The sequence below is a fragment of the Prevotella sp. DNF00663 genome (assembly GCF_001553265.1).
Lineage (GTDB): Bacteria > Bacteroidota > Bacteroidia > Bacteroidales > Bacteroidaceae > Prevotella.
The window spans coordinates 14,946-39,845 of sequence record NZ_KQ960663.1 but is presented as its reverse complement, the minus strand read 5'-3'; the positions used below and the strand labels follow the sequence as shown (position 1 = coordinate 39,845).

General features: G+C 47.4%; 16 protein-coding genes and 3 pseudogenes. 3 read left to right on the top strand and 16 right to left on the bottom strand.

Features of this window, described 5'->3' with window-relative positions:
- Window positions 1-155: 155 nt before the first annotated feature.
- From HMPREF3034_RS11380 to HMPREF3034_RS11365, 4 genes and pseudogenes are all read right to left on the bottom strand, one after another.
- Window positions 156-1,478 (bottom strand): sigma-54-dependent transcriptional regulator, encoded by a 1,323-nt coding sequence (locus HMPREF3034_RS11380; protein ID WP_004291471.1) that lies wholly within the window; start codon window positions 1,476-1,478, stop codon window positions 156-158.
- Complete coding sequence (locus tag HMPREF3034_RS11375; protein WP_004291467.1) at window positions 1,471-3,789, bottom strand: hybrid sensor histidine kinase/response regulator; 2,319 nt, start codon at window positions 3,787-3,789, stop codon at window positions 1,471-1,473. Before HMPREF3034_RS11375 ends, HMPREF3034_RS11380 begins: the two co-directional genes overlap by 8 nt.
- Entirely contained in the window at window positions 3,789-5,714 is a 1,926-nt protein-coding gene (tet(Q), locus tag HMPREF3034_RS11370; RefSeq protein ID WP_004291466.1) for a tetracycline resistance ribosomal protection protein Tet(Q), read from the bottom strand. The genes HMPREF3034_RS11375 and tet(Q) overlap by 1 nt, the downstream gene beginning before the upstream one ends.
- Window positions 5,715-6,371: 657 nt before the next feature.
- Window positions 6,372-8,141 (bottom strand): annotated as a pseudogene (locus tag HMPREF3034_RS11365) (helicase-related protein); the annotation flags it as partial.
- A gap of 526 nt (window positions 8,142-8,667) precedes the next feature.
- Here HMPREF3034_RS11365 and HMPREF3034_RS11360 point away from each other — a divergent pair.
- Window positions 8,668-9,936 carry a TonB-dependent receptor gene (locus HMPREF3034_RS11360; protein WP_227198154.1) on the top strand — a complete coding sequence of 423 codons (1,269 nt, stop codon included), beginning with the start codon at window positions 8,668-8,670 and terminating at the stop codon, window positions 9,934-9,936.
- Here HMPREF3034_RS11360 and erm(F) read toward each other — a convergent pair.
- Entirely contained in the window at window positions 9,924-10,724 is an 801-nt protein-coding gene (gene erm(F) / locus HMPREF3034_RS11355; RefSeq protein WP_004359035.1) for a 23S rRNA (adenine(2058)-N(6))-methyltransferase Erm(F), read from the bottom strand. The two genes, HMPREF3034_RS11360 and erm(F), sit on opposite strands and share 13 nt — an antisense overlap.
- Before the next feature lie 193 nt (window positions 10,725-10,917).
- Between erm(F) and HMPREF3034_RS11350 the strand changes: the two are divergent.
- Window positions 10,918-11,899, top strand: a pseudogene (locus tag HMPREF3034_RS11350) (IS30-like element IS4351 family transposase).
- Window positions 11,896-12,153, top strand: a complete 258-nt coding sequence (locus HMPREF3034_RS11345) for a hypothetical protein (RefSeq protein ID WP_004359029.1) — start codon at window positions 11,896-11,898, stop codon at window positions 12,151-12,153. Before HMPREF3034_RS11350 ends, HMPREF3034_RS11345 begins: the two are co-directional and overlap by 4 nt.
- 218 nt (window positions 12,154-12,371) lie before the next feature.
- On the opposite strand, the gene HMPREF3034_RS11340 is transcribed toward HMPREF3034_RS11345, so the two are convergent.
- The 11 genes and pseudogenes from HMPREF3034_RS11340 to topB all read right to left on the bottom strand — a co-directional run bounded on the left by HMPREF3034_RS11340 (window position 12,372) and on the right by topB (window position 24,859).
- Entirely contained in the window at window positions 12,372-12,791 is a 420-nt protein-coding gene (locus tag HMPREF3034_RS11340; protein ID WP_004359027.1) for a plasmid mobilization protein, read from the bottom strand.
- Between the two features lie 192 nt (window positions 12,792-12,983).
- Window positions 12,984-13,493 carry a DUF3408 domain-containing protein gene (locus HMPREF3034_RS11335; protein WP_004359024.1) on the bottom strand — a complete coding sequence of 170 codons (510 nt, stop codon included), beginning with the start codon at window positions 13,491-13,493 and terminating at the stop codon, window positions 12,984-12,986.
- A complete protein-coding gene (locus HMPREF3034_RS11330) occupies window positions 13,481-13,795 on the bottom strand; it encodes a helix-turn-helix domain-containing protein (protein ID WP_004359023.1) in 315 nt (104 codons plus the stop codon). Before HMPREF3034_RS11330 ends, HMPREF3034_RS11335 begins: the two co-directional genes overlap by 13 nt.
- A 20-nt stretch (window positions 13,796-13,815) precedes the next feature.
- Window positions 13,816-14,085 carry a helix-turn-helix domain-containing protein gene (locus HMPREF3034_RS11325; RefSeq protein WP_004359021.1) on the bottom strand — a complete coding sequence of 90 codons (270 nt, stop codon included), beginning with the start codon at window positions 14,083-14,085 and terminating at the stop codon, window positions 13,816-13,818.
- Window positions 14,086-14,475: 390 nt separating this feature from the next.
- Window positions 14,476-14,721, bottom strand: a complete 246-nt coding sequence (locus HMPREF3034_RS12725; RefSeq protein WP_118264313.1) for a hypothetical protein — start codon at window positions 14,719-14,721, stop codon at window positions 14,476-14,478.
- Between the two features lie 27 nt (window positions 14,722-14,748).
- Window positions 14,749-15,234 (bottom strand): DUF1896 domain-containing protein, encoded by a 486-nt coding sequence (locus HMPREF3034_RS11320; RefSeq protein ID WP_062435649.1) that lies wholly within the window; start codon window positions 15,232-15,234, stop codon window positions 14,749-14,751.
- 55 nt (window positions 15,235-15,289) lie between these two features.
- The gene (locus HMPREF3034_RS11315; RefSeq protein ID WP_009292478.1) at window positions 15,290-16,573 is read right to left on the bottom strand and encodes a site-specific integrase; all 1,284 of its coding nucleotides are present in this window, start codon (window positions 16,571-16,573) and stop codon (window positions 15,290-15,292) included.
- Window positions 16,574-16,585: 12 nt separating this feature from the next.
- Window positions 16,586-17,839, bottom strand: a complete 1,254-nt coding sequence (locus HMPREF3034_RS11310) for a site-specific integrase (RefSeq protein ID WP_004359018.1) — start codon at window positions 17,837-17,839, stop codon at window positions 16,586-16,588.
- 266 nt (window positions 17,840-18,105) lie between these two features.
- Window positions 18,106-22,167 (bottom strand): annotated as a pseudogene (locus HMPREF3034_RS11305) (N-6 DNA methylase); the annotation flags it as partial.
- Window positions 22,157-22,609 carry a DUF1896 domain-containing protein gene (locus tag HMPREF3034_RS11300; protein ID WP_004304266.1) on the bottom strand — a complete coding sequence of 151 codons (453 nt, stop codon included), beginning with the start codon at window positions 22,607-22,609 and terminating at the stop codon, window positions 22,157-22,159. The gene HMPREF3034_RS11300 and the pseudogene HMPREF3034_RS11305, both read right to left, overlap by 11 nt.
- A 162-nt stretch (window positions 22,610-22,771) precedes the next feature.
- Window positions 22,772-24,859, bottom strand: a complete 2,088-nt coding sequence (gene topB, locus HMPREF3034_RS11295; RefSeq protein ID WP_004291456.1) for a type IA DNA topoisomerase — start codon at window positions 24,857-24,859, stop codon at window positions 22,772-22,774.
- Window positions 24,860-24,900: the final 41 nt, after the last annotated feature.

Genomic DNA, 24,900 nt, shown 5'->3' with positions numbered 1-24,900 from the left:
AAGCATCACGCAATCGTCTCCGTAGTTCCAATTTACCAGATTTTCGCTTGAAACGCCTTGCGGTCTTATCCTATATGTTGGCGGCGAAAAGCTCCTGCCAATCGCCGTTTTTCTCAAATGTTATGCAAAGATAGCCAAATTCAGTGAATTACGGGCTATGATTGCTTGAATTTATATTTAAGTCCATACTCTTCAAGTTTGCTGTATAGTGTTGTCCTGCCTATGCCGAGCAGTTCTGCGGCGACACTCCGGTTGCCGTTTGCCTGTTTCAACGCACGCAATATCCGCTCCTTATCCTCCGCGTCATTGCGCAAGGCGAAGCTGACAGTAGAGGTCGGTTTCGTCACGGCAAGTTCCAGATGCTCTTTCATGACAACACCTTCCTGCGCCTGCAATACAGCACCCATAACTTTCTGCCGAAGTTCCCGCACGTTGCCCGGCCATGCGTGTGTCAGCAACGCTTTACGTGCTTCGGAACTGAACCCGCTCACGCTACACTCCAGCTCTCTGTTTGCCATATCACGGAAGAACTCTGCCAGCGGCATAATGTCTTCTTGACAGTCACGCAACGGAGGAACGGTTATCCCGAAGTCGTGCAGGCGGTACAGAAGATCCTGCCGAAAACGCTTTTCATTCACCGATACCTCCAAATCTTCATTGGTAGCAGCGATGATGCGGACATTGAAATTCCGGTCTGCCTTGTCTCCGACCGGGCGATACCGCCTCTCCTGTATGGCACGGAGCAACATCTGTTGGGTTTCCAACGCGAGGTTTCCTACCTCGTCCAGAAACAACGTGCCGCCTTCCGCCTCATGGAAATATCCTTTCTTGGCATTGTCCGCACCTGTAAATGCACCTTTGACGTGTCCGAAGAAAGCCGACGGTGCAAGCTCTTTGGAGAGTGAACCGCAGTCCACCGCCACAAATGGCTTGCCTGCACGTTTGCTCTTGTCATGCAACAGGTGGGCAATATGCTCCTTGCCCGTGCCGTTCTCACCAAATATCATCACGCTCATATCGGTGGCGGCTACCAGCCTTATGCGGTGCATGATTTTCTGAAAGGCGGAACCTTCACGGGCGAATATAGGCATACGGCGTTGTCCTGCCTGACGTTCTTTCAGTATGGAACGGATCAGGGGGACAAGTTTATCCTCCACAAGCTGTTTGGGAATATAGTCTATCGAGCCGAGTTTCATGCTTTCCACGGCGGTATTAACTTCGGCGTAGTCGGTCATAATGATGAAGGGCTGCATCTTTCCCTCCTTTCGCATCCAGCACAAAAGGTCTATGCCACTGCCGTCAGGCAGACGCAGGTCGGCAACCACGATATCATTATCTGTTGCCTGTTGCAGATGTTTCTTCGCGGTTGAGAGGTGGTAAGCCTTCATATTGCGGTAGCCCTCCCGTGACAGCATATTGCAGACATATTCGCAATACACGATGTTGTCTTCCACCACAATTATTTTTGTCTTATTCATCTTCGTATTTTCTCCTTTCCTCTTCTGCCAACCGTATTATTTCCACTCCCTTATCCAGCACGGCAGTCACGGCATGGCTTAACGCTTCACCATCCGGGAGAGCATCGCCACGAAGCAATCCGTAAAGTACATTCAGCGGTTGGTCGGCACGGAGCACCTCCCACGAACTGCGCAGGTGGTGGATCAGGGAATCCAGCTTTTGCAGGTCTTTTTCTTTTGCTGCATCCCGTACCGCCTGCATTTCCTTTTCTGTTTCAGTTATCAACTTTTCCAGCATGACGGCTTCATTGCCATAGGACAATAAGGCGGAAAAGTCCGGTTTCCCGTCCGGTGTCGCTTTTATGGCACACCTGTCGGAAACCTCCATCAGTTCCGATATGGAGAACGGTTTGAACAGGCATCCGGCAAAGCCTTTTGCCAATAGTTCCCCTTTGTTACAACTGCCCGAAGCGGTTGCCACAACCACCGGGATTGTTGGTGAATTGCCCACGTTGGACGAACGCAACAGTTCCAGCAATTCGAAACCGTTTATATCGGGCATATTCAAGTCTGTCAGCAACAGGCTGTATTCTTTCTGGCGTATCATTTCCATCAGTGCCGCAGCATCGGTGCAAGTGTCGCAGTGTATTCCTTCTTGGGAATACATCTCTTTCAGCATCAGAAGTAATACCTCATCATTGTCAATGGCGACAACATCATGGAATTTATTGTTATGATAAACAGGTGTATTGCTTGTATATCCAAGCTGTTCTTCAGCTTCCTGCATAGAAATTTCAACTGTGAAACGACTGCCTTTCCCTTTCTTGCTGTCTAAACGGATTGTTCCGCCAAGCATCGACACAATATTACGCATTATGGCAAGCCCAAGCCCGAAACCCTCCTTTGCGGCGGCATTTGATAGACGTTCAAACGCACCGAACGCTTGTTTCTGTTCCTCTTCTGTCATGCCTGTACCTGTATCTTCAACGACCAGTGTCAGAACTCCATTATCATATTCAGTAATCAAAGAAACACCGCCTTCTTCTGTGAACTTGACAGCGTTTGACAGCAGGTTATTCCCGATTTGTATTATTCGCTCTTTGTCGGTCAATACAATGGCATCGTGTCCAGTCTTCACGGACAAGGACAGCCCTTTGTTCACGGCAACAGGCATGAACTCCGTTTCAAGTGTGTGCGTGATTGCTGAAATCCGGCAGGGTGACAGACGGGGCTGTTCCTTGCCGTTGTCCAGGCGGAAGAAGTCAAGCAAAGTGTTAAGCATATCCCGCATACGGTCGGAGGATTGCAGTATGTTTTGGATATACTGCCCGGACTTATCCTCACACTGTTCTTTCCGTATCAGTCCGGCATAGCCTGTTATTGCTGTCAGCGGTGTGCGCAGTTCATGGGTGATAGTATGTACCGCCTTCTTCCTTGACGTTATCAGTGCCTCGTTCCGTTGTACGGATTGTTCCAGTTGCCTTATCAAATCAGTTGTCTTGTGCTTGTATTGTTTAATGCTTTTTGCATCACGATGTATGATGATGTAGGAAATTAACAACAATAGAAGAACGAATCCCATTAAACCGCCTACTTGCATAAATGACTTTTCACGCATGGCAACTATTTCGTTTTCCCGGCTTTGCAGTTCGGTTTGTACCTTTTCTTCTATTTGGCAAATCAATTCTTGCAGTTGTCTGTTAAGTTCTGCATTACGAGCTGCAAGGCTGTCGGCTTGTTCCGACAATTGGCGATCCTGCACTTTCTGTTCGCTGATTACGTTTCTATTGACCGAATGAAGGATAGTGGTTGATACTGCTGGAGTTACTTCCTTTTTTTTGCCGAATATGCCTAAGAAACCTTTTCGTTTTGGCTTTTTGGACTGTTCCTGCACACTTTTCTGTACAATAACCGGAATTTGATTGGCTATCTTCTTGTTAATAGATTGTTGTTCATCCATTAACCGGACTATCTGGAACATCTGTCGTTCCTTATCCTCTAAAAGACTGCGCACACTATCGATGCGCTCTGCTGGATAGGTGGCCTTGAAACGGCAGAGCATACTGTCCATTGCCATACGCCGTGCATGGTAATGCTCGATATCTTTATCGTTCCATTCCAGTATTGTTTCACCCAATAGAGAAAATTTTATCATTTGAATATTGATATTGTTTATTTCTTTTCGGAGCTCGTCTATTTTTTTATTGCCAAGTTCTAATGCTTCTATCTCCTGCCATTCATAGAGGCTATTATATGCCATACATCCGATAAGAATGGAGATAAGTATATATCCCAACCGTATTGCCTTATAGAAATTTCCTGACCGCTCCATTATTTTAATGACATTGATTTTTGGAACATGAATAAAAGTTTATCTTTTTCGTTCATGCGGATATTATCAGAATAACCGTCTTTTGTTATTTGATACCCACATGGCTTAACCATAAAAATGCCTAAGCCCTTAGTGTACGAACTTACTTCTGAGGCATAGTCTTTACTTGTATTTAATGGAACTTTCCCTTTAATATGACACCACTCATTATTACAACTGATGTCTTCAATCTCAGACATCAGTTTTTGCAAATCTGTAATAGCTTTGGAACTCGCTACTTGGGGTATCTGCAACTCAAAACAGAGCATCGGTTCGAGAATGTCCACACCTGACTGTTGCAAAGCCAGCCTGAAGACATAAGGGGTCAGCTGTCTGAAATCAGCAGGTGTACTTACCGGGCTATAATACTCGGCTTGAGTAAAAGTTACTTTCAGATCTGTCACTTCCCATCCATGTAAACCAGATTGGCAAGACATACGAATCCCTTCAAAAACGGCATTTTGAAAAGAATGGTTCAGATAACCATAGGAGATGTCACTTTCGATTTGCAACCCTGCCCCTAACGGTAAGGGTTCAAGAGTCAGCCCTATTGTGGCCCAGTAAGGGTTGGGTGGTACTTCGATCTGAATAATCTTATTGACCTTTTTTATAGGTCGTTCTTTGTAGATAGTCTTGATCTCATCAAAATGGACCTTTACGGAAAATCGTTCTTCCAGCAATGTCTGTATGATTTCCTTTTGGGTCAAACCATATAACGAGATTTCCAATTCATCACTATATGAGTTTATGGAAAAGGACAAAGACGGGTCTTCAATCCACAATGTATTCAGAGCGGATATCACCTTGCTTCTCTCTTCGGGCTTATTTGGCCGGACGGAGGATTTGAGAGCGGGATGCTGATGAGATAATCCTTGAATCAAACAAGGTTTAGCACCTAAATAATCTCCGATTCGAAAATCTTCTATATCTTCTACAATCGCGATATCATTGGCACCCACTTCATCAACATTTATCTCTCTGCCCTGATAAATAGTCTTTAGATTTTTAATCTTGATGAATTTTTCCGAATCGTTGATTCTTACAACGTCTCGAAGTCTCAGACTTCCGTCAATTATTTTAAGAAAACTTCTTTTATGCCCTTTGGGGTCATGCTCTATCTTATAGAGATAAGCTGAAAGTCTGTTTGAGACTGATGCCGGAGGAAGTATAAAAGAAGAAATGGCGTCCAACAACTCATTGATACCGATATTGAACATTGCTGATCCATGTAGCACCGGATAGACTTTGGCTTTTGCCACAAGAGCGATTATCGTATTCCAATAATCAGCCGGTGAAATTTCGCTATCCGCCAAATATCGTTCTAATATATCGTCGTCATGGTTGCATACAAATTCTTTGTATTCTTCCTTTATATATGTTTGGGAGCAAACCGGATAAACCGATCCATCGACAACAGTTTGCATAAACAGGACATCTTGCGACAGATTTGTTTTTATATCCATATACAAACGCTCCAAATTCACACCGGCACGGTCAATCTTATTGATAAATATAATTGTCGGGATTTGCAGCTTTTGTAAAGTACTGAACAGCAACTTTGTCTGCGCTTGTATGCCTTCCTTTGCGGATAAGATGAGGACTGCTCCATCAAGCATTTTGAATGTCCGCTCCACTTCCGCAATAAAATCCATGTGTCCCGGAGTGTCAATGATATTGCATTTCACTCCATTCCAGATAATAGATGTCGTAGAAGCCCGGACAGTAATTCCTCTACGTTTCTCTATATCCATAGAGTCCGTTATGGTGTCACCATTATCCACACGGCCGCACTTTTCCGTTGCTCCACTGGCAAACAGCAGATTCTCGGTTACGGAAGTTTTTCCTGCATCAATGTGAGCAAGAATTCCTAAATTTATAATATTCATTTGGATTAAGCAATAATATACTACAGTAGATGCATTGTCGAAACGCACCTTTTAATACCTCCTCGTAGCATATGAGAACTACAGGATTACTAACTCGTATTAATATGTATATTATTACTGCCGCATAACGATTACAAAATTACACAAAAAAATATATCTAACAAAAGTGGGAGGATTTTTTAACTTTTTACCATAGACATTTTATTAGGGAAGCGTAGGTTCAACTGGCAAGTACAAATAAGTAGAAATGTTTGAACAACACCGTTTTAGGAAGTTGAAAAATCAAGTTTCTCTCTCGGTATAGCGTTTATTTTGGCCAATATCTTCTTTAGTTTAGCATTTGTGTATTTCCCATTCGTGTTCTATTTAGCTCCTTATTATGAGTATGTAGCAAGTTACTTATCAAATTCAGCCTCTTTGAGGGTCAAATATGGTTTTGCAAATGGTGACTGACAAGACATAAACAAGGTCAGCAGGAATTTTTTACATAAATGGACATGAATGTATATAACCTAAAATAAGAATAAATTTTAATAAGGGCTGCCCAAAAAGAAAAAAATGCAGTTGCCATCCTATAGATACTTGCAGAAAGGATAAAATTTACTTTTAGACCTTTTGGGATAGCCCTTATTAATACTTCAGATAAAATTCCTTAGGTTATATTTTCAATCCTTTGGACCGGGTTTCCTCCTTGGCATACAGTCCCGGACGCCCGATTATGACATGGTTGGCAACGATACTATCCGCCGGACTGCGTATCTGCGGCGGTGCATTTTCGGGATATTGCGCCTGCCTGTTCCTCACATCTTCCGCTTCCGGCTTGAGCTGTTGCCCTTCATTCTCCTTTTCTGCGACTTCGGGCGTGGGTGGCGCAAGCTCCAGCTGAATTTTTCGGTCAAGGGCGGCAAGTTCGGACTTCAACTGCTTCAGCTCGTCCTCCTTCTTCCACACCTTACCCGCTATCTCCTGTAACTGCGGTATCTCCATCTCCAGCACCTCGTTCTTCGCCTTGTACTGGTCGATGATGGAGGGTATCCTCTCCATCGCGTTGAGGAAGTTGCGGGCGGCGGCCAACGGGTCAGCCATCGCCAGATGCCCGTTGTTGTAGGTGTACTTGTAGTTCCCCTCGACCACGAAGCGGTTGTCGGTGAACTCCAATCCCTCTTTGAGTATCCTTTCGCTCACCACCTTTATCGGAAAACCGTAAAGTTCACCGACCTGCGTGTACAACCCTCCGGTCGTGGCATTCTTGGCTATCTCCTGCAAACGCTTTCCGATGACCTTCTCATCGGCGGAATCCACTCCGTCCACCTTTATTATATTAAGGCGGTTGCCCTCCTTGTCGGTCTGCACCACCGACAGGAAGCGGTTCCAGTCCTCCGTCATGGCATCTATGAAAGCCGTGTTGTTGCGCAACTCGCCGGTCTTTGACTCCAGCTTGAACTCCGAATCACGCTTGCCCTTGTTGAACGACTTGCGTTCCCCTTCGAGCGATGCGATCCGCTTTTCCAGTTTCGCCTTGTCCAACAGGTCGGTATTGCCGGAGAGCAACGCCATGTATTCCGAGAAATTCATGCCCGATTTTTCGTCCATTGCCCCCTCGTCGATGGTACGCGCACCCATCGCACCGCTTTTGAGCTGGCTTATGAAAGTCTGCTTGCAGTGCAGGAGGTTGAACTTGTAGCTGTCCAGTGACTTCTCCACCGCGTAGATGATTACATCCACGTTGTTCCCGGCGAAATGTTTGGCAATCTCATTACCTGCCCTAACTCCGCGTCCGTCACGCTGTTGCAAGTCGGACGGTCGCCACGGCGTATCGAGATGATGGATAGCCACACACCGTTTCTGGGCGTTCACACCCGTTCCGAGCATAGAGGTAGAGCCGAACAGCACACGCACCGTCCCGGCGTTCATGGCGTCTATCACCGCCTTCCGCGCCTTGTCGGTCTTGCACTCCTGAATGAAGCGCACCTCGCTTGGCGGTATACCGTAGTCCTCCGTCAGTTTGCGCTTGATTTCCGAATAGACGTTCCACCCGTCGCCCGGCTGGTATGTCCCCAAATCAGAGAAAACGAACTGCGTGCCTTTCTGGGCGTCGTATTTTTGATAATACTCCGCGATCATCTTGGCACAGTGACTCGCTTTGTTGTCGGGATGATCTTCGTAATTCGGGTCTATCATGCGCATGTCGAGTGCCATTTTCCGGGCATAGTCCGTGGCGATGAGCATCTTCGCCTTTTCTTCCGTTTCCGAAAGCGGCAGCCTGCCCAACAAGGTGGCATCGCCCGTCTTGGCGAACTGCATCAGTTTCTGTATGAAGTCCTCCTGTTCCGGCGTGGGCGGTATATGGTGCAGTATCTCGTTCTTGGCAGGACGGTCAACGCCCACATCCTCCGCCGTGCGGTAGTCCGTGATTTCCGCATAAAAGTAATGGGGGTGAATGTAATCGACTGATTACTAATAAAAAGCAGAATATATAATCTGATAAGGTGAACGACTAAGAAACGAGCGAGTTTCTTTCCCTTTCTTTATTCTGCAAAGTCTCAAAGAACTCTCTGTTTGATGTTGCAAAGATAGCGATATAATTCATATAAGCAAAGTATTTACGTTGTTTTTTCAATGAAAATCAACCTTAGACATTTCTAATTCTATAAAATCGCCATTTTAAGGTATTGCATATATCTATGAACAATGGTAATTTTGCAAAATGATAATCAAAAGAATTCTTTTAATCTTCATCATTCTACTTCTGCTGTTTCCCACTGCTAATGCTACTATTTTGAATTTAGTTGTGGGTGATACTATATACCCTACTCGAAAACATGTTTCTTCATTACATAAAACGATAGAACTCGATGAAGTTCAAGTTATTGGACAGCGGAAATTGTTTTCCATAAGAAAAGACACCACGTTTATCAATACTGATTGCCTTCGAGTAAGGAAAGGTGCTAACTTGGAAGACTTAATCAGGAATATTCCGGGCATGGAATACGACAAGGCGAACAGGCAACTATCATTCAAAGGAAAGCCATTGAACGGCGTAAACATCAATGGCGAGACCTTTATGGGCAACGACATTATCGCAGCGTTGGAGAATATGCCAACCGATGCAGTGGAACTACTGAAACTGTATGACATGCTCAGCGCATTGGAGAAAATGACGGGAGTAGATGATGGTGCCGACAATTATGTGCTGGACATCAAGACCAAATCTACCTACAATGGCAGCCTGACAGGAACACTAACGGCTGAACACGGCAATCGCGACAGACGCAGGGATGAGGTACAGGGCAATCTATTCAATGCCGATGGCGAAAACACCTCGCTGACTTTGCGCTCTGACAATCTTAGTAATATGAACATTGGGGGAAACAATTTCCAAAACATATTGTCGGGCAATATCGTGAAGAAATTTGGTAAGAAAATTACGCTCAATGCAAGCCTCTCACTCAATGCCTTCCACAATGGAAGCGAGAATCATGACTATGATGAGCAATATCTTTCATCGGGAACAAAATATCGGGAATCAATGCTGCTTTCCTTGAGCAAGAATCACAGTAATGCCGCAAACATAAATCTGCAGTATAACATAGACAAAAAGACTTTGCTGAATATAAGTGCAAATGGAAACTTCGGACGGTCAGACAACCTGACTGACAACACAACATACCTATATGAGCGCAATACGGCTGCGGACACGCTGACCTCGGGAACGCTGCGAAATAACACAAAAAGCAATGGAAAGAATTACCATGTATCTGCCGACCTCACACGGCGGATTGGCAAGGCTGGGGCATCATTTACCGTGAAGGCGACACTTGGCGGTAACTCGAATGAAACTAATAATACCAGCCTTTCACTGACGAAATTCCACCACCTGCGCAACGCTGTGGGCGGAGATTCACTACTGTTGCGCAATCTTTGCCAACAACTGCCCACCCTGCGCAACGAAAGCAGAATATCATTGCAATATACCCATCCTTTTGGCAAACAGTTGAAATTGCAGACAGGGTACGGACTGCATCACGAAGAGGATAGAAACACAAGCAACACTTACGACTATACTATACCGAATAGACCATACATAGATAGCCTAAGTTATGAGAACACACTATCTATATGTGGGCAGGAACTCACCCTGAGAATGGATTATAAGGGTAAGCAATGGAAGATAAACAGTGGCATTGATGTAGACCACCCGACTTTGAACTACGAAGGATGAAATTTTTCAGGGACAACTTCCAGCATTTCCAAAAAACAGTTTAACCATTGACTTGGAGACAAACAAACAATTTGAGCATTAAGGTTTAAACCGAATTTTTCCGAAATTGACCTGACCTGACTTTTCCTGAAAATCGACTTTAAAGCTGTTTTTACAGATAAATCAGGTTTCTCTAACAGACAGGAAATAAATGCTAAGTATTTGGCTTTAAACTTAAAATCAAAAAATAAGTGTTTTCTTTTAATGTTTAACAGGGCTGATTTGACAGTTGGCGGTGGCAAGAAACTTTCAGGACCTACCTCATAGACAAGTTTCAAATCAAAAAAAGTATGATAGAAAACGGTATATGGATTGTAAAGCTTCCTCGAAAATAACTTTTGTGTAGGTTCTAATTGAAGGATAATGGAACCTCCCAGAAAATTTCCAAGACTCTCAAACATCAGGATTTTGAAAATATCGGAAGTAATGCCATAAGGAATATTTGACACCACTTTGAAAGGAAATTTCGGAACTGCAAAATTCCTAAAATCACAACCGACAACTTGAACATTTCGGGCATCAGAAAATAATTTTCGTAAATGTTCAACCAAAGCTGTGTCGTTTTCAATAGCAACAACATTGTTGGCGATTTTTAATAAATGAACAGTAAGAAACCCCTTGCCTGCCCCAATATCTAAAACCGTATCCTGATTACTTATATTTGCTTGTCTTATTGCATCTTTTATTAGCACTTTATCAATAGTAAAGTGCTGACCCGTAAAACGAACGGGCAATTTCTTTTTTGTCATTAGTAACTTCTTACAGGTGAATACTTCTTGAGTTCAACTTATAAATGCAACTTTTTGGGTGCGGATAATAAGCAATAAAAACATTTATTTTTCAGAGAGGAAAGAGAGACAATGTCCCCCTTTCTCTCACTCTGAATGGATAAAGTTTGCTATCTTTGCTTTAATTGTCCGTCCAAAGAAAAAAAAGTTGCAGATGAGCAAACATATAACCGAGGAACAAAGGTATGCAATTTTCTATGATGTTGCAAATACCGATGAGCAAAAAAGCAATAGCGGAAGCTATCGGAGTAGATAAAAGCACTGTTTACAGGGAGATAAAGCGCAATTGCGACGCCCGAAGTGGTAGCTATAGCATGGAGCTTGCCCAGCGAAAAGCAGACAGGCGCAAGCAGCAAAAACATCGCAAGGAAGTGCTTACACCGGCAATGAGAAAACGGATAATAAAGCTGTTGAAGAAAGGATTCAGCCCGGAGCAGATTGTCGGCAGGAGCCGCTTGGAGGGAATTGCGATGGTATCTCACGAAACGATATATCGCTGGATTTGGGAGGATAAGCGGCGGGGTGGCAAACTGCACAAATATCTTCGCAGACAAGGTCGCAGGTATGCCAAACGTGGTTCTAAAAATGCAGGGCGAGGATTTATCCCAGGCAGGGTGGATATTGATGAGCGTCCCGAGATAGTGGAACTGAAGGAGAGATTTGGTGATTTAGAGATAGATACAATTATTGGTAAGAACCACAAAGGTGCCATTCTTACCATTAACGACAGAGCAACAAGCAGGGTCTGGATACGCAAGTTGTCGGGAAAAGAAGCCATCCCGGTAGCTAAGATTGCAGTATGGGCACTGCGGAAAGTGAAAAACTTAATACACACAATTACGGCTGACAATGGAAAGGAGTTTGCAAAGCACGAGGAAATTGCGCAAAAATTGGAAATAAAATTCTATTTTTGCAAACCATACCACTCATGGGAACGTGGTGCCAATGAAAACACCAACGGGCTTATCAGGCAGTATATCCCAAAGGGTAAGGACTTTAGTGAAGTAACCAACAAACAGATTAAGTGGATTGAAAATAAACTCAATAATCGACCTCGTAAAAGACTTGGATACCTCACGCCAAACGAAAAATTTAAACAAATTATTAATCAGAATTCTGTTGCATTTGCAAGTTGAATTCAGCTTATAATAAGAAAGGAGATGAAGAATTTACTTCCCAACAGGACATTTTATTCCCTAAAGTGTTTGATGTTGATGGCATGCGAGTTTTTATTTATTGGAAACTTCCACATCCTGTGGAAAAGCTCTATCCATATGTTGATTACAAAATACGGAAAATTTCAAAAGATACGTTAGTTATAGGGGATTATACAGACTTTGTGTTTGTTAATGGTCATGGTAATGCCCCAAATCGGGAATTGTCAAAATAAAAAAATAATAAATGTGGGGTAATACTCCAAATCGGGAGTTATTGAAATAATTATCTGATTATCAATGTACTTTCCAAAAGATAAAGTATTAGGGCAGAGTGGAAAAATCGTTGAAACTGGTCCTATGTAATCGTTCAAAGTGACCCTTTTGTATCATCCAAAGAGGGATTGGACATTCGCGGTACGATACGAGTATGGGTGTTATGATTTATCAGCATTCATTCTTCTCTACTCCCAAAGGATTTTGTCAGTTGTACTGCTTGCTGTTGTAGTCTGATGAGAATTTGGGAATAGGTTTCGAGTTTGCCGAGCAGTTGTTGAGCAGTGGCAACAGAATGATAAGTATTGAGGACTTTCACGACTTCGTTGTACAGAACTCCTATCTTATGAGCCAAGGCAACGATTTCTGAGAGTTTCTCCAAGTAAGGTTCTTTTGCAGGGTCTTGGGTGATGACCTTAAAAGATTCACCAAGAAGCCTTGCTCGGACAAAGTCGCTCTTTGTCTTTGCTCCCGACTTGCGATAGAGTCTGATAAGTTTCTGCTGGTCTTCGGAATTAGGTATTCTGATGTGCCATCTGTCCCATCGTGGGCAGGTGGCACATCTGCCGTCTGGCTTCTTTTGTTTTTGCTTCTTCATTGCTTTCTAATCACGACTTTGGAGTGATTTAATCCCCTTTCGGGGCAAGGGTCTTTGTGGTACAAATGGCAATTTGTGGTACAAAGACACACCTTGCTGATGTAGAAAATGGGATTATAAGCCCCTGCTGTGTTACTGCATTCATTGAATACAGTAACTCGGCGTAGGCTTGCATTCGAGGAATGCAGTAATTCAGAGTTTCCTCCATCTTTCCACATCTTCCTTGTATTGGTCGAGGTGTTCCCGCAGTACCTGTTCGACATATCCCGAAACGCTCGCTCCATGCTCACCGATTCTCCGCACCACGAAGTCTAACTTTCGTTGGGTTTCCTCTGATACATACACGGCTTTGCGGTGGCTGTTGCGAAAGGGCTGGAGATATTTCCCCTGAAACTCGGATAATTGCTTTCTGTCCTTTGTTTTTCCCATTCTTTGATGAAATTCTTCGGTAGAAGTAGCCCTTTCTGTTGGCGACAACGCTGTTTCTTGATAGGACGGTTGAGAAAAATCCTTGTTACTCTCCTTGTCATTTTGTTCCTCAACTTTATCAACAGGCTCAAACCTTCTCTTTTCCTCTTCATAATCGAAGGGCTGGTCAAAATCGGGTAACTCTTCGGGCTTGCGGAGCTTAACGCCATAATTTCCCATATCTCTAATGGCTTGTTCCAAGCGTTGTTTCCTTTTTTCATCTATTCTTGCCATAATTTCTTGGGTATCGGGTTATAGTGTTTTTCAAGCATGGCTTGTATGTCGCTCTGCTTGTAGAGTATCTTCCCTCCGATTTTGTAGAAAGGAAGCGTTCCTGAGTTTCTGTACTCTTGGAGCGTGCGTGTGCTGAGCCGTAATTGGCTGCAAACCTCCTCACCCGAAAGGTAAACCTCACCATTCAGCATCGGACGGGCGGTAGAGCAATACCGCTCCAACTTCTTCAAAGTGCCTTCCATCAGTTGTGAAAACAACTGCATCTGAGGGTCTTCCCGCGTAATGATTTCATTCTCTGCCATAATTCATTCATTCTTTGATTTCAATCCTTGACTGCATTCAGCATTTCACAGATGTCGGTCTGTTTGTAATAACACTTATGTCCAATCATGGAGAAAGGGATTTTGCCCGTATCTCGGTATGATTGTAGGGTACGCTTGCTGATGCCTAAACGCTTGCACACGGCTTCGTTGTCGAGCCATTGCTCGGTCTTGGGAGGATTACCGATGAGTTTTTCCACACGATGGATAAAGTCTGCAAATTCGGAGCGATGTCGCTCCCACGCTTTGCGGTCGATGATAATGAGTTTCATTGCCTTAATTTTGTTTTGATTACTTTATTGTTACTCAGCAAACAAACTGTTATGCAGTCCATTGCCGTACTTCTCGGGTGCAAAAGTAACCCCTCGGAAGCACCACTGCAAGAAATGAGGATAAGCAGGGAAATAGAGAGAAAGCAATAGAAAAACAAAGGAAATCCGTCTGTGTTATTGCGGTAATGAGATGAGGTGCCGGCTCGTTCCTTTTATTATCTTGTTGTTTTATCGATAATTCGATAGTTCGACAAATCGAGATGTCGAAGTGTCGATAGATAGTTTTATCGATAGATTATTTTGACGATATATAGTTTTGACAACAGATAGTCATGACAACAAATTGTACAAACAATAGATTGTCCGTATTATCGTCAGTCCTATCTGTTGTTAGTTGTTACGCCTTGCGTCCAAAGAGCCTGAGTATGCCGTATTCTTGTCGTGCCTATACTCTCTACGGCAGCCCAGCCCTGCAAGGTTGGGAGAGATGAATACGACCGCATGGATATAGAAAATGGCAATACCACCTTGAAACAGAGAAATCCTGCGGTGGAGATTCTTCTCTCCATCCGCAGGACTCGACCTTGTCAGGGCAGACAGGCTGCCGTTGTACCTTTGCACGATAAGAAACGGCATCAGGAACTTTGCGTGCGCCGCCTTTGCCTACAACGCCTTCAGGATTGCTTCCTCCGTCAGTCTGACCGTTGGCAGATTGTTGCTCTCGATGAGCAGCACTATCGTGCCTGTCAGTTCGGTGTAAAGACGGCCGTATTGCTCGTCAGAAGCCAATGTGTCCGTCAAACCGAACTTGTCGAATGTGGCTTGAACAGCCTTGTTCGACAACAGTATAGGTATGAGTTTCTCTGGGAGCGGTGCAGGAAGTTCCCTTTCAAACTCGTTTTCCAACACGGATATAAGCGTATCGTACTTGGAAAAGTGCAAGCCTTGATACAATGCCTCGCTTGCCATGCTCTCCGCTTCAATGTGTGTAAAGCCTTGTGCTACAGCATCGCAGTAAACTGTGAGAGCCATATCTGCCCGTGCAGTGATAAACTCCGTATCTTGCAACTTTTCGGGGTGATGCTCACTTATGTAACTTCTTAACTTCAATCGAAAGTAGGAAAGTTCCTGTTTGTTCTTCTGTTTCATTGTTTTTCTTGTTAAAAAGTTGGACTTCTTTTTTTTGAATCATTCATTACGGCTGTTACATCCCAATTATGGGACTTGACTTTTTCGGTGTTCTTGACGGACACAGCCGTAAGGCTTTACGCAGTACCCTTGTATGCTCACTACCCATCAGGGGTTGCATTTCCTTGGCAATCTTGCTCTTGGTCACCCGTGCATAAATCTCGGTCGTGGAGATAAAGCGATGCCCCAGCATCTTGCTCACCGTCTCTATCGGAAGTCCGTTCTCCAGACAGATGGTCGTGGCAAAGGTATGCCGTGCGGTGTGCGAGGTCGCTTGGGTATGCGGTGACAGTCCCGCCTTAATACAAATCTCCTGAATAGTTCTATTGAAATTACTGTTGCTGGGAAACTCTCGAAAGAAAAGCCCCTCCCTTCGTCCGTGGCTCACAATGGCGAGTATTTTCTCGGCAACGGGCAGCAACGGGACAATACTTCTGTTCTGTGTCTTTGTTCGGCAGAGGGAGATATATCTGCGTCCATCACCGAGCTTATAGACATCATCCATTCTGAGTTTCTTCAAATCGGAAAATGCCAGCCCCGTAAAACATCCCAAGAGGAAAATAAGTCTGCAATGGTTGTCTGTCGAGCGGTGCGGACGGTAAGCCAAGAGTTTTTGCAGGTCGTCCGCCGTAAGTGCATTGCGCTCGTAGGTAGGCGTTTCTATGTCTATGAGTTCAAAAGGGTCTTCACGAACGTATCGCTCCTGCAATGCCTTGCGAATGACCTGATGCAAGTGGCGTAGGCGGTTGCCGACACAGCTTTCCTTGTTTCCCAAGTCCCGAAGCATATAAAGGCGATAGTCCTCAAGCAAAGTCTTGTCCACCTCTGTGGGCATACAGTCTGCCCTGCCCCTTACTTGCAGGAAATGAACAAAACTCTTGTAGCTGTCCTTAAAAGCCCTGACGGTTGCCTTGCTTAAGGTTCTGCCCTGCAATTCCTCCTTGTATTCACAAACGGATTGATATAGCTCCGTAAGTGTTGGCATGGGGCGACTTTGCTGCATATAACGCTCCTTGAGGTATTCCGCCGTGATATAGTTTTCTTCCCTTAATGTACGTTCATAGAGTGAATGCAAGCACTCTTCTATTGAGTTCAGTTGCAGATTGATGCCGCTTGAATTACCTGTTGTCGCCTTGATGCACCCTTTTCGGGCAAGCCACTCGTCGGGGGAAGTTTGCAACTGCGTGGAAAACGATGAGGACGTTCCATTACAGGTGATACGGCAACGGATTACGCATAGTCCGTCTTCATTGGTCTTGCTTCTATCTATGTAGAATAGTATGGCAAATGTACTTTTCATTGTTCTGCGGTTTTAGTTGGTCAGTTGATAATGTGCGAGTTGTGGAAGTATTTTCTCTATGTCCAGAAAGACACGCTCGGGAGATGTCTCCGCATACACTTGCGTGGTTTTGATTTGACTGTGTCCGAGCATTTTGGAAACGCTCTCAATGGACACGCCCTCCGACAGTGTCATCTGAGATGCGAAGGTATGCCGTGCCATGTGATAGGTCAGCGTTTTCTGAATACCGCAAAGCCGTGCTATCTTTTTGAGGTGTATGTTTACCGTGTCGCATCCGGGTATGGGCAGCAGATACCCCTTGGGCGGTTCGTGTCGGAAAGCCCTCGTGTGAATGCCCCGATAACGCTCGATAATGGCAGTGGCTTCGGGAAGTAGGGGGATGTGGCACACGTTGCCCGTCTTTATTCTCGGCTTGCGTATCCAAGTCATTCCCGCTTCGTGAAAGACGTGCTGCTCCGTCAAGTGATACACGTCGGTATAGGAAAGCCCCGTCAGGCAGGAGAAAAGGAACATATCCCTCGACACTTTTTCATAGCCTTGCAATTTATCTTCTCCCAAGGCTGCGATAAGACCTACCTCCTCCCTTGTGATGTAACGTGGAGTACCCACTTCCCAACGAATGGAATGGTTGATGAAGGGATAGGTGTCAATGATGTGCCGTTTATGCAGGTCTTTGAGCAAGGAAGCCAGCATGGAGAGATAGCCAGCCGAAGTGTTGAGCTTGAATCCCTTTTCTTTGGCGAAGTAGTCCTCCAAGTCTTTGATAAAGGCGATGTCGGCTTTCTGCACGGGAATATCCTCCACACGGTAGCGATACCTGACGAAGTTTGCCAGATGCTTGTGAAAGAGCAACAGGCATTTTAGTCTGCGTTCGCTGCGGTCTATGCCCACACGCTCACGGAAGCGGTCGATATACTCGTCTGTATGATGCAGCAGTCCTTGTGACTCACTGTTCAGTCCGAATACAAGCTCCCGTACTCGCTCTGCCGTGATGGGAGCATCGGATTTACCCGAAAGAGACTCATAAACCTTGTGTATGCTCACCTGAAGGCGGTCAAGTTCCTTGTTTACCGATACGGCTTCGGCACTCTTGCCCAGCAGTCGGTTTTTGCGACTGTCCCACAAACGAGGAGTACACGAGCATTTGCAACTGAACTGTACCATAGAGCGTCCTGCGCTGATGCGTCCCATGATGGGACTTTTTCCGTTTTTGTCCTGCGTACCTCTCTTGAGGTAGAAAAGCAGCTTGAATTTTTCTTTTTCCATTGTTTTTTACTTGCAAAATTACACTTCTTTGAGGAACTTTGAACGATGCAAAACATTGATAATGAAAGAGAAAACTCCGTTTTAGTTACCACTTTCAGCCGTCCTTTTCCTTTCATCGTTTTTCGAACGATTTGGTAACTGAACTCCCTCCTTTTCGCTCCCTTTTCTGCCTGTTTCCTATGATGCAACCCTAAGAAGAAACAAGCAATATCCGCTGTATTTCAGTCAGATATGAGTTTTATGCCATTTTCTGCTTTCTACTCCCATACTTCATTATAGAAGGCGGCAAGCTCCGGCACTTTGATGAAGTAGCGGAAACGCTCCTTCTGGACCACATTGTTCGTCACGTTAAATTCAAAATCCGTCGTCTTCTTGGCAAATATCGCCGCCCAAGCGTCGAAACACCTTATGTCCTGCCGTTCCAGCTCCTTCGGGCGCAGGTACTTGAACAGCAGGTACAATTCAGTCAGTGAGTTGCTGATAGTCGTGCCGGAGAGGAAGGTCGCACCCAAGTCTTTTCCTGTGCGCTCCTGTATGGTGCGTATGGCAAAGAGCATGTTAAGTGCCTTCTGGCTTCCCTCGCTGTTTCCCAATCCCGCCACACGGTCGTGGCGCGTGTTGAAAGTCAGATTCTTGAACTGGTGGCTCTCATCTATGAAGATGTGGTCGATGCCCATCTGCTTGAAATCCACCACGTCGTCCGTGCGTGACTTTATGGCGTGTTCCACCTTCTCCAGCTTCGCTTCAAGGTTGTGCTTGCGCTTCTCCAATCCTTTCAGCATCGCCCGCGACACGTTCTTTCCCTGCTGCCGTAGCACTTCGAGGTTTTCCTCCACCGTGTCAAGCTCTGCTTGCAGGATGCGCTGCTGCAATTCCGGCGACTGCGGTATCTTGCCGAACTGGTCGTGCGACATGATGACGCAATCGTAGTCGTTGTTCTTTATATTATTGAAGAAGCGCACACGGTTGGCGGTCGAAAAGTCCTTCTCCGAAGCGTACAGAATACGTGCGTTGGGATATGCCGCCTGATAGGTGGCTGCAATCTCCGCAACGTTGGCTTTCAGCCCGATAATCATCGGCTTGTGTGCCAAATTCAGACGCTTCATCTCATGCGCGGCGATGCACATTATCAGCGTCTTACCGGTTCCCACCTCGTGGTCGCAAATTCCGCCGCCGTTCTGTTTCAACATCCAGACGCAATCCATCTGTGAGGGATAGACGCTCTTGATACCCCGGCTTGCCAGCCCTTTCAGGTTGAGGTCGGGAAAGGTCTGATGGGAGCCGTCGTAGCGCGGGCGCACGAAACAGTTGAACTTGCGGTTATACATCGTCACAAGCCGCTCCTTGAACTGCGGCGACTGCTCTTCGAGCCATTCGGAGAAGCCGTTTCGTATCTCGTCAATCTTGGCGTTGGCGAGTTGTATTCCCTCGCTGTCGCGCATCTTGATGTCGTTGCCATGCTCGTCCTTGCCGATGGACTTCATCATGTCAGGGCAGGTGTTGTGCAGGGCGTGTTTTAGGAGGTGCATACCGTCATAGTTCCGGTAATACCCCTTCACCAGAAACTCGTCCGTGATTTTCATGGTGCGGTAGCCGCACACCACCGAAAACTCGTCCATGCTTGCGGAATAGGCGATTTTCACCTCCGTGTCGAACAGCCGGCTCATGTAGGCGGCATAGACACCCGTCGGAATCCAGCGTTCCCCGAAATTGAAGTCCAGATCCTCGAAGGCGATGCGCTGCGGCTCGGCATCTTTCAGAGCCTCCAACGCCTGCTTCACCTCCGGCATACGCTCATTTTCGGGATTGTCACCCATCCATGCCTCTATGCGTTCCGCTTTCTCTATGACATTTCCGGCGATGAAACGGTCTTTGATTTCGTAACCGGTCACGAGCGGATTGTAGTAGATGCGCCCTTGCAGGGCAGTGAGCAAATCCTCCGCCGTGCTGTCGGTTATCTCCCGCATATAGTCGAGATTGACCGTACCATATTTGTTGAGCGACGCAGACAGGGCTTCTTCGGGAGAGCCTACGTTGGCATGGCTCTCCACCGCGAAGGAAACAGGATGCTCGAAGATGTCCGCCTTGACGAACTTTCCGTTTTCCATCCGTTCCAGCGAAAGGATGTCGCGCCCGCCCGCATCCATCATCACTAACTTCACGTTCTGCTTGGCGTTGAGGTTGCCGTAGCGCATGACAAACTCATCGTAACAGGTATTCAGATGCTCTCGCCACGGAACATTTGCCTCGCGCCGGAGCGATTCATAACGGTACAGACGCTCGTAGGCGTCACGCAGCGACACATACAACAACGCCTTTTCCTTCTGGTATCCTTTCAGGTCGAGCGGCTGGAATGTCGCCCCGTATGGCGTGATGTCTTTCAGGTAGCCGATGTTATGACGCCCCCGGTCAGCCACCAGCGACCCTTCGCGCAGGTGCATCTCCGGCGTGCGGTGGTAGGCACGCGGAGAAAGGTCCACGACTTCCTCCTTCGGCTTTTCCGCTTCGATGTCGGGGAAAAGGAAAGTCCCCACCGCTTCCGATGGGGTATCTGTAACGGCAGGTGCGGCGACTGCCTCCGGCTGTGTTTCCTCCTGTCGTGGCTGCTCACGGGAAGTTTCCGGCACGGCTTTCACTTCCGTCTTTTCCGCCACTTGTTTCTCGTTATGCTGCCTTGCCAGTTCCCGAAGTTCTTTCCTACGCTCCGGCGTCAAACCCATCATCATTTCATAGAAACCGTTGATGGGAGGATTGGTATCCCAGTCCAGTGTGGCATAGATGTCGTCCGGGTCGGCAGGCTTGGCGGTGTTCTCCGCTTTCACCTCCTTATTCTCCATTGCGGGTTTTGCAGTTGGAGCTGTCGGTGTAACCGTGACTTTCGGTTTGGGCGGAGTGGACTTTGCCGTAACTGCCTTTTTCACCGTCTTTTTCTTTTTGGAGGTTTTCGGTTGGCTGACCTCTTCCGTCATCCCCCAGAGGTCAAGCAGGGTGAGCTGCACGCCTGCGGAATATTGCGGGCGCGGTTCTATCTCCGGCTTTTCATCTGCGGGTTGCGGCTTTTCTGTCGGAGTTTCCACCGTCTGCGCCGAGGATACTGTTTCCAATTTTATGGCAGGACGCTCTACTTTATTTTGAACGGCAACTTTTTCTTCCGTTCCTGCCTGCCGGATTGAACCCGAATACAAGCGCATGGCAAGCCTGTAATGGAAATCCTCGTCGAGCATACGGCGCAAATCCCCGGCGATGCCTGCTGCCTTGCCCTCGTGCAGATAAACCATAGCGGGCTTCCCGTAGGGGTCTGTGTCAAGTTTCGCCATCGTATGCACGATGCGTTCCGGGTGGTGGATGAAATAGGCGTTGTCGGTCAGGGCGGTTTTCGTGTCCGTCTGTATCACGGTCATCAGCCGCTCGTCCTGCGACATTTCCTTCTTGCTGAGGTTCTTTTGCAGGACAATCAGGTCACTGCCCACCTCCGTGCCCGCGTTGTCCGTGAACAGGTTGTTGGGCAGGCGTATCGCGGATACCAGATTGGCCTGACTGAACAGCTCGTTACGCACGGAGGTCTTGGTGCTATTCAATACCCCTTGCGAGGTGATGAACGCCACGATACCGCCGTCACGCACGGCATCCAGTCCTTTGAGAAAGAAATAGTTGTGGATGGTTTTCTGGGCGGAGCGTCTGCCGAAAGAGTCGCTCCGCTGAAACTCCGCGTCGAACACGGCAATGTCACCGAACGGAATGTTGGACACCGCCAAGTCGAAATAATTGTTGAACGGTCTTTCGATTTTCTCAAAACCGCAGGTGCGCATTTTCTGGTCGGGATAGAGATGCCTCAAGATTGTACCCGTGAGCAGATCCTTCTCGAAAGCCATCACATCCGCATTGGGGCTGTGCCGCAGCATGGAATCCACGAACACGCCGACACCTGCCGACGGTTCGAGCATACGGGCGGGGCGGACGCTGTAATCTGCCAGCACGTCCGCGATGGTGTCGGTTATCTCTTTGGGGGTGTAGAAAGCGGTCAGCACGGACGCTTTCAGCGAATCCACAAACCGCTTGTACTCTGTTTCGTCCTTGCTGTTCTCACGGATAAGCCTGTGCAGCTCCACCGTCGGGGCGAACAGTTCGAGGTCGGATTTCGCCCACCGGACGGCATCCGTCAGTTCCTTTGCAGGGTTGAGGATACATTTCAGACCGCCGAAACCGCAGTACCTTTGAAGTATGGCACGCTCTTCGGTTGTCGCTGTCCTATTTTCCCTGTCAAGGATGAATGCCGTCCGTATCGCCTCGATGTTGTCCCGCAGTTTCTGTTTGCGGTTAAACGCCATATTCGTCTAAGTAAAGGACGGTTGCTCCCGTCAGCTCCGTGTAGAGCAGGTCGTAATCGGAAGACAGGGCGAAATTGTCATCCGAGAGGTCATAGACGGAGAACACGTTGCCGACAAGCGGCAGCAGTTTCAGGACAAAGGCTTCACGCTTCTCTTCCGGCACTTCATCGGCAAACTCGTTTTCCACGACTTCGCGGAGGATGGCGTAACGGGAATAATGCAGCCCGCGCAGCAGCGTGTCCATCGCCAGTTCCTGCGCACCATCGGCGGGATAGCCTTCAAGCCGTGCCCTCTCATACGTTTCGGCGGCACGGTCGGCCCGTTCCCGTATGAAAGCGGTGTCGTCAGCCTGTTCAAACTTGTTCGTGCGGAGATAGTCCAGCAGGTACAGACCGTAATAGGAAAAGTCGGTCTGACCCTCGTTTTTCTTCTTGTTGTTCATTACTTTGGATTTAGCGGATTGATAATTAACGGGATAATCGGTTGGAAAAAGGAAGAAAAAGGCACTCGGTATCCCTCCGAGTGCCACCACTAAATCCAAAGTATGAGTGTAATCCGGTATCGAAGAACAATTCATTACTCTGAACAAGTGGCAAAGTTAATACTATTTCTTCCGTCCTGAAAATTTCTTGTCCTTTTTAGCCTCCGGGAACACAAAAGTCGTGTTATATTCCCCGTCAAAGGCGACAACAGCATCGAAACTCTTGCCCTGTTTGCTCTTGAACCCTTTGAGCAGCTTGGTATGCCCTTCGGTGAGCAGGTCTTTGATTTCATCGTCGGACAGGGTGCGTCCCGCTTTCAGCCGGAACACGGGCAGTCCGCACTCCGTGTTGTCGCAGCGTACCACCTTGCCGTAGAACCGCATCCTGCCCGTGCCACACTTGGGACACGCGCAGCCGGAGTCACGGCTGCCGAAGAGCTTGTCGCACGAGATCAGTTCGGAGGTTATCTCACGTGTGTACGCCTCTATCTCCTTGCGGAAGGTGTCGTCGGACAGTTCCCCGCGCTCGATACGCGCCAGCTCCTTTTCCCATTCGCCCGTCATGGCAACATCGGCGATGCGCATCGTCTTGACGACGGAATTGAGGGCAAGTCCTTTTTCGGTGGGAACAAGCGACTTCTTGCAGCGTTCCATGTAACCGCGCTTGAAAAGCGTTTCGATGATGGAGGCGCGTGTGGCGGGAGTACCGATGCCACAGTCCTTCATCGCCTGCCGCAGTGCGTCGTCCTCAATTTCCTTGCCCGCCGTTTCCATTGCCGAGAGCAGGGTGGCTTCGGTATGCAGCGGCTTGGGTTTGGTCTTTCCTTCGGTAATGGACGAGCCTTTCGGTGTCAGCGTGTCGCCTTCCTGCCAGCCGGGGATGGTAATTTCCTCTTTTTCCTCGCCATAGACGGCACGCCATCCGGTTTGCTTCACGACGCTGCCTTTTACGGTAAACTCCACTCCGGCACATTCCGCCGTGACAGTGGTCACATCCTTGACGCATTTCTCAGAGAATGCCTCGACCATGCGCCCGGCAATCATCTGATAGATGGTATTGTCCTCTTTGGAGAGGAAGAGCGGTTTCTCACCCGTGACGAGCAGGGCATGGTGGTCTGTCACCTTGCCGTCGTCCACGCTGCGGCGTGTCGGGGCGGCTTTTGCCCGCACCTTGTCTTTCCATTCGGGCTGTGTGCCGATGAAAGCGAGCAGTTTGGGAATTTCGGCAAACACGTCTTCGGGGATGTAGCGGCTTCCCGTTCTCGGATAGGTTATCAACTTCTTTTCGTAGAGTTTCTGCGCGATTTCAAGCGTCTGTTCCGCCGTGAAGCCGTGCTTGGCGTTGGCTTCTTTCTGGAGCGTGGTCAGGTCGTAGAGCAAGGGAGTTTCCTCCGTCTTCTCCTTGCGCTCGGCTTTCGTGACAGTGGCGCAACCTGCCGCCTTTACCTTATTATATAGTTCCATCGCCGGTTCTTTCTCTTTCCATTTCTCGGAGGATGAGAATTTCACGACTTCGCCGTCGCAACCGTCCGTTGCGATATGGAGCTGCCAGAATGCTTCGGACGTAAAGCGGCGGTTCTCCCAGTAGCGTTCACATACCATAGCCAACGTTGGTGTCTGCACCCGCCCCACGGAATACGTGCCGTGTCCGGCGGCGATGGATAACGCCTGTGTGCCGTTGATGCCCACGAGCCAGTCGGATTCGCTCCGCGCTTTGGCGGCGAGGTAGAGGTTGTCGTATTTGCTGCCGTCTTCGAGTTTCCGCAGTCCCTCGCGGATAGCTTTGTCGGTGAGAGAGCTGATCCACAGGCGCACGAAAGGAGTGGTGCAACCCGTATAGTGGTAGAGGTAGCGGAAGATAAGCTCTCCCTCGCGTCCGGCATCGGTCGCCACGATGATATGTTCGCTTGTGTCGAACAGTCTTTTGATGACTTTTATCTGCGACACCACGCCGCTGTCGGGCTTGTAACCTTTCTCCGTCCTGACCTGACGGGGGACGAGCGTGAATGTGTCGGGAATAATCGGGAGGTTGTCACGGACAAATCCGCGCACGCCGTAGCCGTCGGGCATGGCAAGCTGAACGAGGTGTCCGAATGCCCATGTCACGGCATAACCGCCTCCCTCGAAATATCCTTCCTCTCTCTTTGTCGCGCCCACGATGCGGGCGATTTCACGTGCCACGGAGGGCTTTTCTGCAATGATTGTCTTCATGTCTTCTTCTTTTTTGTTGATACTTTGGATTTTATTTTGGA